Raw genomic sequence first — 11,398 nt, forward strand, 5'->3', positions numbered from 1 at the left:
AAGATCTCCGGTTACTGGAATTCCGGTATTTATTTGTTTTACAACGATAACCTGCTGGTACAGGGAAATGATGTAAGCGCACCGGTCAACTACAGCGCAGATGGTATTACGTTGTTTGAGCCTAATATCAATACGCAGGTGCTAAACAACAAGATCCACCACTTTTATGACGCCACAAACGACCCCAATAGCCGGTTATTAGGAATTGATATTGGCCAGGCTTTTGCTTCTGCCACTACGGCCAATGTAATAGCCAATAACCTTATTTATGATTTTCAAAGCAGCGGACTGCAGTATGGCATTTGGGCCGATGGCGGTGCGTACCTGAATATTTATCACAATACCATTTCGCTCGATAATCATGCGGTTACAGCCAGTAAAGAAACGGCGGGTATTTATACAAATGTATACAGCGGACTGAATGTACTGGATAATATCATTACGGTTAGCCGCACCACAACCGATAAGAACTATGGTTTTCACATGGCGGCCAACATACCCCAGTTCAATAGTGAGCGCAATCTTTTTTATGTGCCATCAGGCGGTGCTACCAATGCAGTAGGCTATTCCGGCGGTACACAAATCACGCTGGCCAACTGGCAAACGAAAACAGGGAAAGACCTGCTTTCTGTAAGTTCTGATCCGCTTTATACAAATGCTGCGCTCTTCAACCTGATACCAACCGATAAAACCATCGATAACCTGGGTCAATATGTAGGTATCAACAACGATATCACGGGCGCTGTTCGTAATAACCAACACCCTGATATTGGCGCGTATGAATTTTTAACGCCTGCCTGCGCAGGCCCTGCAGTAGGTGGCGCTGCTACTATGTTGCCAGGATCGCCTATTTGTGAAGGATCGCCCATGGCGTTGAACCTTACCGGTAATTCATTTGGGACCGGCCAAACCTACCAATGGCAAACATCATCTACCATCAACGGTACCTATACCAATACAGGTGCGGCGCTGGCTCACCCTGCAACTAACAGCATGCAGGCTATCAGCACCCTGTACTATCGTGCAGCGGTAACGTGCGGCACACAGGTTGACTATTCAACACCGGTGCTGGTAACTGTTTCGCCTTCACTGGCCGCAGCTACATATACCATCAATAATTTACAACCTACAGCAGGCACCAATTACCAGACATTTAACGATGCGTTAAATGCCATTCGTTGTGGTATCAAAGGCCCGGTGGTGTTTAATGTAGTTGATAATGGGACCGTATATCGCGAGCAATTGATCATCCCCAGGATAAATGGTACCTCTGCCACCAATACCGTTACCTTCAAAGGTAATGGCGCTACCATGGCTTTCAATTCTACCAATAACAGTGAAAGAGAGGTGATTAAGTTGAATGGCGCCCAGTATTTTATTTTTGATGGACTGAAGGTGAACCCGGATGCTACCACAACCGGTTATGGAACCGCATTTCAATTCATCAACGGCGCTACGCACAATACCGTTAAAAATTGTACTATTACCATGAGTATTGCTGTCGGCAGCAGTCCCGACCTGGCAGGTATTAGTATGAGCCCGGATGCAAAAAATTATACAGGTACTTCTTCACCTAGCTTTAACGACAGCAATACCATTACCGGCAATACCATTATCGGTGGCAAATATGGAATCACCTGTACTTCATCTGCGCTATATGTACAGGGAAATATAATTACCAATAATATTATTAAAGATTTCAGTACCTATGGTATCTGGGTGTCAAATACCCAGAATACCCTGATCGAAGGCAACGATATCAGCCGGCCTACGCGTACAGCTAACTTTGGTAGTACATTTTATGGCATCTTTACAGATGCCAACCACATCAATCTGCTGATCTCAAAGAACAGGATCCACGATCCATATGGTGCAGCAAAAACAAATGGCAATACTGCAGATGGGATTTTCAATAGTGCTTCCTTTGGCGACCTGAGTAATTCGATCACCGTTAGCAATAACGTCATTTATAACTTTAACAGCAACGGTCAGCAGAACGGAATTCTCAATGGAGGATCCTATAACGTAAAGTATTATCACAATACCATTGTTCTGGACGATGCCGCAGCCTCCACTCAAACTACCAGGGGTATTTCAACAGGTATTTCCTCACAAGTATTAGGACTCGTAATTAAGGATAACAACATTGTCATAAAGCGGGGTGGTACCGGCATCAAGTATTGTCTATATATTGGTGTAAGTGGTTCTACATTTACTTCAGATTATAACAACTTATATAACGGTTCAACAGGCGGTACCAAAAATTTCATCGGGTATTTAGTTCCCACTGATTACCCTGCTTTAGGAGCTGCCTGGCAAACCGACTGGAAATCTGATACCAACTCATTAAGCATTGACCCGGTTTTCCAAATTCCTGCTAACGGTGATTATACCCCTACTGTACAAACGTTGGATAATAAGGGTACTTCGGTTGGTATCACTACCGATATCAATGGCCTGGCCCGTCATGCAAAACCCGATATGGGCGCCTTTGAATTCAGTTATTGCCTGGCGTTGACCAAGCCTGTTGTAACAGTAAGCAATACCACTACTACCCAGGTGAGCTTTAGCTGGAATGCAGTAACTAATGCAACCGGTTACCTGGTTTCAACTGATGGCGTGAACTATGCAGCGCCTTCTTCAGGCGCCACAGGTACTACCCACACAGTTTCTAATATTATTGCCGGAACCGATGTTTCCCTGACTGTAATAGCACTGGGAACAACGGTAGACTGTCCCAATGATACATCGGCTAAAGTAACAGGCCGTACCCTGTGTTTACAACTGGGCGCAGGACCCGATGTGCAGGTTGATACCACTACCACTTCATCCATCCGTTTCTCCTGGTTGGCAGTAACCAATGCAACCGGTTATAAAGTATCGACCGACGGCGTGAATTATACCAACCCTTCTTCAGGCCCAACCGGTTTGTATCATGTTATTACCGGGTTAACAGCTGGTACTGAGATAGCCTTTACGGTGCAGGCGCTGGGCTCTTCGGTTAATTGCCCAACAGCTACTTCAAAAAAGATAGTGGCCCATACACCCAATAACAAGTATTTCGTGCCCAATGCCTTTACGCCTAACGGAAATGGAAAGAGCGATGTATTTAAAATAGAAAGTCCTGAAATAAGGACCATGCGTTTGATGATCTTTAACCAGTGGGGTGAGAAGATCTTTGAAAGCAGCAGCCAGCAAAATGGTTGGGATGGAACCTACAATGGCAAACAACAACCGGTAGGCGTGTATGTATATGCACTCACCATGACCATGCTGGATGGTACTGTTGTAAACAAAAAAGGAACGATCAATCTGATCCGTTAAGCTGGTACAGCATGCAAAACACGGGTAAAACCATAAAACTAACTATTATGAAAAACCTCGCAATATTCACGATGGGGTTGATGGGTGTGCTGTGTGGTATTTCCACACAGGCGCAAACAGACCCGCATTACTCGCAGTATTACATATATCCGTTGTGGCTGAATCCAGGCTTAACGGGTGTTATGGATGGTGACTACCGCGTAACGGCTATTTATCGCCGTCAATGGGATGCTGTTTCCAGTCCGTATGTAACCCCCGGTGTATCAGCTGATATTACCACCAGCAAGAATGTAAATGTGGGGTTGAACGTCATGAACCAGCAGGCCGGTAGTGGCGGGTATAATTACCTGACGGCTTATGCGTCCATGGCGTATACAGGTGTACGGTTTGGGGACGATGGCAACCAACACATTTCAATGGGGATGTCATTCGGAATAATCAATCGTCGTTTTGATCCCTCGAAGTTGCAGACTCAAAGCATGTACAATGGAAACACCGGAGCTGTTGATCAGCCCTTTGATGAACCCCTGAATAAAACCTCCGGTTCAAATTTCGATGCCGGTGCCGGTGTAGTGTATTACGATGCCACGCCAGGCAAAAAGATGAACCTGTTTGCCGGGCTCTCGGGGTATCATTTAACCCAACCGGAAGATCCTTTTATTACCGATGGCACGCATCAGAAAATGCCTGTTCGCATAACGGCCCATGGTGGGGCGCAGTTCAACATTTCGGAAGGGCTCAGCATTACCCCCAACCTGTTGTACATGCGCCAGGGAAAGGCTTCTGAAAAAATGATCGGCGCTTATATCCAAAGCAATATAAATGAAGATGCCGACTTTCTGGTGGGCGCCAACTACCGCATCAAAGATGCAATAATTCCCTACGTGGGTGTATATTATAAAACTTTTGTACTGGGCCTTAGTTATGATGTTGGTACTTCTGATCTGTCAAAGATCAGCGGTAAAGCCAACAGCTTTGAGATCTCGCTGTCTGTGATGGGTCGCAGGGCCGTTAAAACGAAACGGGTTCCGTTTGTTTGTCCGGCCATGTAGTTTTATGTTATTCAAAAATTAAGAAAATGTTCAAATATATTATAATAACATCGGGATTGGTGGTGTCGCTTGCAGTAGCTGATGCGCAGGTTGTAAAAAATTACAAACGGGCTGCTGATAAATTCTATAAGCAGGGTGATTATTATTCCGCTGCTCAGTATTATGAAAAATCACTGGCCGGCAATAAGAGTGCTCAAAATAACTATGAGCCGTACCAGGTTGAAAAAAAGCAAACCGGTTCAACCCAAAGTAAAGGGGTGAACCCCAAGGTGACGCTGTTGTATAACCTGGCCGGTTCTTATTACAAACTGCAGGACTTCAGTCATGCCGAACCATATTACAAAGAGGTGATCGACATGGATGCAGCAGCGTATCCCAATGCATTGTACGAATATGCCATTTGTTTGCGTGCTAATGGTAAATACAGCCAGGCACAGCAACAACTGGAAAAATTCCTTAAAACAAAACCGGCCCCTGAATATAAAGCTAAAGCAACACTCGAACTGGCCAATTGCAATTTTATTCAACAGCAATTACAGCAGGGTGAGGGGCATGTGAAAATAGTAAAGTTGAATAGCCAGGTTAATAAAGAAGGCGCCAGTTATGCGGCCGCCTGGATGAATGCAAGCACCCTGGTGTTCACGGCTACCCGTAGCAGTGTTGATGAGCACAACAAAACAACAGAATACAACAATGCTTTGTATACTACCGCGCAACACAGCGGCAGTTTTGATGAAGCACAAAAATTACCCATCACAGGCATCACCAGCACGCATCAGGGTGTGGCTACTTTTACGCCCGATGGCAAAAAAATGTTCTTTACCGGCTGGAATACCCTGGCTGACGGTAATAAAACTTTTGCGATATACAGTAGTGAGAACGGCGCCAATGGCTGGACACCAGCAACATTGGTAGAAGGCTCCGTTAATGTGGAAGGGACCGATGCCCGCCAACCGCACGTAACAGCAGATGGTAAATACCTGTTGTTCTCGAGCAACCGGCCGGGTGGTCAGGGTGGTTTCGACATCTGGTATGCGCCATTGAAAGAAGGTCGCCCCGGTAAAGCCATGAATATTGGTACAGCCATCAATACCAAAGAAGATGATGGGGCGCCTTTTTATTTTGCACCCGCCAACACGCTGGTATTTGCTTCCAAAGGGCGTACCGGTATGGGTGGTTTCGATCTGTTCTCTTCAACCGGCGCTTTTGGCAGCAGCTGGTCTGAAGCAGTGAACCTGGGTTATCCCGTAAATTCCGTTAAAAACGACAGCTATTTTGTAAGTCGTGGTAAGAACCTGCTTGAAGAGGCGATCATCAGCAGCGACCGCGCTTCTTTATGCTGCCTGGAATTGTTCTCCCTGCACAAACCTTACCATCAGTACTTCAGCGGACAAATTGTGGATTGTGAAAACAAAACGCCCATCGGTGGGGTAACGGTCACCGCTACCAATACCAGCGGACAATCTGTTGCTACGCAAACAACCAATATGGAAGGTTACTATACCCTGGAAACGGAAATTGGTAAGGAAGTACGCCTGACTGCTGTAAAGGATAAGTATAAAAACGAAGCGCTGGTTGCTGCCTCCGCCAGTTCCGACACCATTAATGTGGGGCAAAACTGTTTGACAAAGATCCCTGATCCGTTCAAAGGGCAGGAAACCCTGGTAACACACGATCTAAGGTTTGGTTATAACGAAAAAGAAGTGGATCCTGCCTCTTATGGTTATATGAATGATATGGTGGCGTATCTGAAAGCCAATCCAACCGTAAAACTGGAGATCTCGGCGCACACCGATGGCATTGGTTCCGCCAGCTATAACCAGCAATTGTCCCAGGCCCGTGCCGACGCCTGTGTGAGTTACCTGGTGAATGCCGGTATCGACGCCAGCCGCCTGATCGCAAAAGGCTATGGCGCTACTCAACCGCTGGAAAAAGAAAAAGACAAGAGGGGTAGGGATATTCCATCGGCCCGTGAGAAAAATAGAAGGGTAGAGTTTAAGATAATTAAATAGAGCCTGAAAGTTAATCAGTTAACCAGTTGACCAGTTGACGAGGAAGAAGGAGACAGTTAATATAGTTGATAGGGTTGACAGGTTAACAGGTTGACAAGTTAACGAGAAAACCCCCAACCAGTTATGCTGATTGGGGGTTTGTATTTTTTTTCTGCCTTCTGCCCTCTGCCTTCAGCTGCGTTCAACATAACCCAATCCATTTACCGTTCTCTTGCCAAAGCGGCCGGTTATTTGTACCCGGCCTTGCCAGAACGCTGGTTTATCAACAACAGTGATAACCTCCTGATCGGACAGAGAAGCATGGATGTCAATGTCAATATAATATTCGGCAATGGTTAATCGCCATTGTGTGGGATAGGCGATAAACGTGCGGGCGCTGATCCAGGTATCAGCGGTCGTTAACTGAAGATCAGCCAGGGGCGCCGCGTTGCCATCGGGGTCAATGAGAACGCCCCAACGGGCGGCCGGTTGTTTACCGGTATCGAATAGTGCCGGTTGTTTATTTGTATCGAATAATTCGTAGGCGGTTATCTGCCAGTTGTTGTCTAACTGAATGGAGAACCAGTTCAATGACAACTGTTGTTTTTTGGCTCTGGCAGTTTTAGGTTTGCCAAACCGGTGATCGTACCAGCCGCAGCCTTCCACTTCAAACGGATCTTCGCCTCCCAGCGTAATGATGCCATTTACTTCACAGGCCGGAATAAAATAATAGAACAGTTCTTCGCCACGGGTGCCGGTGACCAGGCCGTTGTTACCATGCAATACCGGGTTTACAAATGGCATAAAATTCAACTCGCAACCTACACCCGTAACCGGGTTGTGCAGTTTGAGCTGGTATTTTCCTTCCTGTATCTTTTGAAAGCTGTTGTGATCGATCTCCAGCTGTAAGGTGGTATTGTTAATGATGGCATCGGTGCGGTCGGCCAGGGAATCGGCGAGGTATTTTTGTTTATCGGTGTCGGTTAGTGCCCAGGAAACGGAATGGGTATAGATGGCTTCGCCGGTATGCTCGTCTTTTCCGATAACCATTCTGGTAAAGGAGGCGAACAGGGAGAAATGCCGGCCTTGTATAGTTGCCAAATGACAGTTCTGGTTCCAGCATTCCAGGGTCGATGATTCGTGTGGCAGATCATGTATGGCCAGGTCAACAGGGTTATTATCGGCTGGCCAGTCTGCCGGTTGTTTTTTTGTTCCTTTCTTTTTTGTGCTTGATTGTTTAGGCTGTGACATGTAAATAGGGCTTATGTATCTGGTTTATTTTGCCAAGCTTTTCTATAAACGCCGCCATTTGATAAAGTGCCTGGTGATGGTGTTCATCCATCTGTGCTTTAAAAACCGGGTTATTTACGATCTCATTTACTGCAGCAGCTATTGTTTCAGGGGTTGACGCTACAATACCGGTCTTTGCCTGTTTAAGCCATTCTTCATTGGCTTTTTGTATGGGGCGCATGCCCTTGCTTTGTTGTACTATCAGGGGCGTTTGCGTTATCAGCGATTCGGTAATGGTCATAGCACCTGGTTTGCCAATGGCAAAATCGGCCAGGTGCAGGTGACGCAAAGGCGTTTTGGGTAAATAGGTATATACTGCTACAGGAAAGGGCAGTTTTAAAGCCGTTACCTGTTTGTATAATTTTTTGTTCCTGCCACACATGATAATAAGGTTCAGGTGGCGGTGTTGTTTGGCCAGTGCTTTGGTAATGGCCAGGATGTTGCGGGAACCCTGTGCACCGAAGGAAATGAAACCAACGGGCCATACGGGGTTCAAACCAATAGCTCTTAATTGTTCGCTGCGATTGTGCGGCGTGCATTCATAAGCGCAAACACCAACCGGCATGCCATCGATACGGAAACGTTCTTTTTCGGGGATGCCTGCTTTGGCTGCCTGTAACTGTAAACGGGCCGTACCATTTAAATAATACTGCTTTACATCAGGCGTAAACCAGTAGTTGCTGCGTACTTCTTCAAAATCAACCGGCACGGTTATGCATTGTACATCCGGATTGGCCAGCTGAGCACTGCGATACAACACCGGATTGTAGAGGGGGGTTACAGATACAACAATGTCTGCTGGCGACGCCTTCCAGTACTGGGCTATTTTGCGGATGCCTCTTTTACCAACCTGGTTGGCAAAAAACATCGACAGGTTAATCAGTTGTTTCAACCCAACCACGCTGTCATTCCTTAATTGCCAGTTGAAAAATTTGATCCCGGTGCGAACGATCTTTCCGAAGAGCGGATGATGATCGAAGATCTCGGCGATGTTCACCAGGCGCACATGGCATTGGGGGTTGCGGTTCTGTAAAACATTTTTTAAGGCGGTAGCGGCGGAGAGGGGACCAGAGGCCGCTTCTGAATACACGATGGCAATGGTACGTACGGTTTTCATACTATCTGCTTGCATAGGCTGGATATTAGATATTGGAATTTTGGATTTTAACCTCTGCCGGCCCGGACAGAAGGATTAATTGGATTCAAAAAACAGTGAATTGTATATTCAACATTTTTTATATAAAGTAAATATAGTAATTATACTTTCCTGTGCAACTTTTTACGATGAAATGTTTTTTTTCTTAGTTGGATCTGAATTTATTCAGCGATTGCCAGTATTTATCTTTAAAAACATCATATGAGATATTGAGCTTACCATAATATTCTATAATAAGCTGGTGCAATACTTTTGATGGCTTTCTAAAGTCTTTACAGGCAAAATATACCGTTCTTTTGTTGTTGGCAGTCTCCCGGGCTATGTTCAGATAGCCGTCAAAATCTTTCAGCTCATTCATTACTTTTTCTTCAAAAACAGCCATTAACCGGAAGGTATCGTTATCGGGCAGGCCATTTCTGCCCCGGCCATCGTAGGTGATGTCAAAATGCAATATCCAGGGGTGCGATGCTTTGGCGTCCCATTCCAGCAGGGTTGAGTTTACCACCGCAATCAACGGACAGCCATTGGGCATCTGGGCTTCCAGCCCCGCGTAGTTGTCGTTCTCCGTATCGTGGCGGCGGCCATCATATTTCTCCATGAATTCCTTTTGCCGCCAGATCAGAAAGTCTTTCAGCTTTTCAATAGGGATCAGTTCCTGTTTGGTAACGGGCAAACCCTGCACGGTAAGATTGTCGATGGTGGTTACCGAATTGAGTTCGCCCAGGGTATTGTCGAGAAAAATATACGTGCCGTTGATGATGGTTGTTTCATCTTCCTTTTTATAATCCTGGTACAACACGGTGATGTCAATTTCATCGGGGTACAGGCTGCTGTCGTTTGAATAGAATGATAAATGATCTTTATCGAACACGTAACCTTCCATTTTTATCCGCACATCCGGCAGATCAAGGGCAGGCTTCAGGGCCGTGAACTTCCAGCCTGCAATGGCTGGCGCTGCCTGTATTATCTCCTCTGCAAACACGATGTTTTTTATAACGCCATCGGGGGTAATGATCAGTTCTGCGGTATGCTCGTCGTACATCCCCGCTACCAGAAACAACCCTCCTTTAAGCTCTTGTAGTTTGGGGGAGAGTTTATCAAACAGCTCCTTCTCAATGCGGGGTCCGCCGGTTTTTACAACATTGAAATAAGTTTTTTCATGCTGTAAAAACCAATTCCAGAAATCGGCATAGGTATTAATGGGGGCTTCTTTTTTATTGAACAGTTTCTTTAAAAAGCTCATTTATCCTGTTTGATTTGTATATAAACTCAGGTGTTTGGTGTTTATTGTATGGGTGACGTTTACAGGTATCGAAAGCTTTTCAGAAAATCATCTTTATAATTTCTGCCAATAGGAATCTGGTGTGCACCAATGATTATTTCTTCCTCGTTAAAGCTGTCGATATTCCTGATGTTTACTATAAAACCCCGGTGAACGCGCACCAGCGCGGGATGGTTGAATTTGTCTGCAAGGTATTGCAACGATACCCGTAAGACGATCTTTTTATTGGTGGTAACCAGCTTGATGTAATTGTTATCGCTTTCTGCAAACAACAGTTCATCGATGGAGAATTTATTGAACCGGTAATTATGTTTTACAAAAAAGTAGTTGTTGAAGAAAAGCAGGGTTTCTTTATTTACTTCTTCCTTCGTAGCATCTGTTGGTGGGGGCTCGGTGGGTTTACCCGGAACGGCAAAATTATGAATGGCTATCTGGATGCTGGTATGCAGGCTGTCGTTATTGAACGGTTTTACCAGGTAGGCCGATGGGTTTACCGCTTTGGCCCGGTTCACATATTCATTTTGCGAAAACGCGGTGAGAAATATAAGCGGCACTTCCTGGATCTTTTTTAACGCGGCGGCGGTTTCAATGCCATCTTTAGCGCCTTTGATATTAATGTCCATCAACACCAGGTCGGGTTTTTGGTCGGTAAACAGGGCAATGGCATCGTCGCTGCTGGCAGCAATGCCCACTACTTCGTACCCTTCTTTTTGTAAACGCATCGAGAGGTCCAACGCTACAATGGATTCATCCTCCACGATCATGATCCTTACTTTGTCATTCATGCTTGTGTTGGTTTAACAGGAAATGTAAAAGTAAATATTGAACCGGTATCACAGGTCAATTGCATGTTGCCTTCCAGTTGCCGGGTGAGCGACAAGATGAGCTGCCGTCCAAAGGAGGTGGAATATTTCCAGGCTTTTTCGGTGAGCTCCCGGCCATTGTCGCCAATGGTCAACTGCAGCTTGTTCGCCTGTTCCTGCAATGAAATATGCAACGCAGGGTCGGTTACATTTTTATACGCATACTTGAAAGCATTGGTCACCACTTCATTGAGGATGAGGCCTACAGGAATGGCAATGTCTGCTTCCAGTTCTTGTACGGCTACGTGTAGTTGCAGGTTAAAATTATGAGCTTTGTAACCGTAAGCATGCATTAGGTTCTCCGATAATTCGGCAATGAACTCCTGAATATTTACCCGGCTGGTTGTTTTTGTTTGATACAGTTTCTGGTGTATCAGGCTCATGGCTTCTATCCGGGGCTGTCCTTCCATCAGGGCTTTCTGTGCTATTGGATCATCGAT

8 protein-coding genes are annotated in these 11,398 nt (G+C 45.7%); 3 read left to right on the forward strand and 5 right to left on the reverse strand.

Annotated features, from left to right (window positions below):
• The 3 genes from ACJ751_RS09990 to ACJ751_RS10000 all read left to right on the forward strand — a co-directional run.
• On the forward strand, positions 1 to 3,324 hold a 3,324-nt coding region (locus ACJ751_RS09990; protein ID WP_407745345.1), incomplete at its 5' end, for a gliding motility-associated C-terminal domain-containing protein.
• A gap of 47 nt (positions 3,325 to 3,371) precedes the next feature.
• Entirely contained in the window at positions 3,372 to 4,376 is a 1,005-nt protein-coding gene (locus ACJ751_RS09995; RefSeq protein WP_407745346.1) for a PorP/SprF family type IX secretion system membrane protein, read from the forward strand.
• A gap of 26 nt (positions 4,377 to 4,402) precedes the next feature.
• A complete protein-coding gene (locus tag ACJ751_RS10000; RefSeq protein ID WP_407745347.1) occupies positions 4,403 to 6,388 on the forward strand; it encodes an OmpA family protein in 1,986 nt (661 codons plus the stop codon).
• Between the two features lie 171 nt (positions 6,389 to 6,559).
• Here the strand turns inward: ACJ751_RS10000 and ACJ751_RS10005 are convergent, their stop codons facing one another.
• From ACJ751_RS10005 to ACJ751_RS10025, 5 genes are all read right to left on the reverse strand, one after another.
• Complete coding sequence (locus tag ACJ751_RS10005) at positions 6,560 to 7,618, reverse strand: lipocalin family protein (RefSeq protein WP_407745348.1); 1,059 nt, start codon at positions 7,616 to 7,618, stop codon at positions 6,560 to 6,562.
• Positions 7,605 to 8,789, reverse strand: a complete 1,185-nt coding sequence (locus ACJ751_RS10010) for a glycosyltransferase (RefSeq protein ID WP_407745349.1) — start codon at positions 8,787 to 8,789, stop codon at positions 7,605 to 7,607. Before ACJ751_RS10010 ends, ACJ751_RS10005 begins: the two co-directional genes overlap by 14 nt.
• A gap of 169 nt (positions 8,790 to 8,958) precedes the next feature.
• The gene (locus ACJ751_RS10015; protein WP_407745350.1) at positions 8,959 to 10,056 is read right to left on the reverse strand and encodes a DUF695 domain-containing protein; all 1,098 of its coding nucleotides are present in this window, start codon (positions 10,054 to 10,056) and stop codon (positions 8,959 to 8,961) included.
• A 59-nt stretch (positions 10,057 to 10,115) separates the two neighbouring features.
• Positions 10,116 to 10,880: a LytR/AlgR family response regulator transcription factor gene (locus tag ACJ751_RS10020; protein ID WP_407745351.1), complete on the reverse strand. Its 765-nt coding sequence runs from the start codon at positions 10,878 to 10,880 to the stop codon at positions 10,116 to 10,118.
• Positions 10,877 to 11,398: sensor histidine kinase (locus tag ACJ751_RS10025; RefSeq protein WP_407745352.1), on the reverse strand; the 522-nt coding region annotated here is incomplete at its 5' end. The genes ACJ751_RS10020 and ACJ751_RS10025, both read right to left, overlap by 4 nt.

The sequence above is a fragment of the Niastella sp. genome (assembly GCF_045805085.1).
In the GTDB taxonomy this organism is placed as follows: Bacteria; Bacteroidota; Bacteroidia; order Chitinophagales; family Chitinophagaceae; genus Niastella.

Excerpts from the sequence above, each read along its gene's own strand:
- ACJ751_RS09995 (WP_407745346.1), top strand. The coding sequence starts at position 3,372 with ATGAAAAACCTCGCAATATTCACGATGGGGTTGATGGGTGTGCTGTGT.
- ACJ751_RS10000 (WP_407745347.1), top strand. The coding sequence starts at position 4,403 with ATGTTCAAATATATTATAATAACATCGGGATTGGTGGTGTCGCTTGCA.
- ACJ751_RS10005 (WP_407745348.1), bottom strand. The coding sequence starts at position 7,618 with ATGTCACAGCCTAAACAATCAAGCACAAAAAAGAAAGGAACAAAAAAA.
- ACJ751_RS10010 (WP_407745349.1), bottom strand. The coding sequence starts at position 8,789 with ATGCAAGCAGATAGTATGAAAACCGTACGTACCATTGCCATCGTGTAT.
- ACJ751_RS10015 (WP_407745350.1), bottom strand. The coding sequence starts at position 10,056 with ATGAGCTTTTTAAAGAAACTGTTCAATAAAAAAGAAGCCCCCATTAAT.
- ACJ751_RS10020 (WP_407745351.1), bottom strand. The coding sequence starts at position 10,880 with ATGAATGACAAAGTAAGGATCATGATCGTGGAGGATGAATCCATTGTA.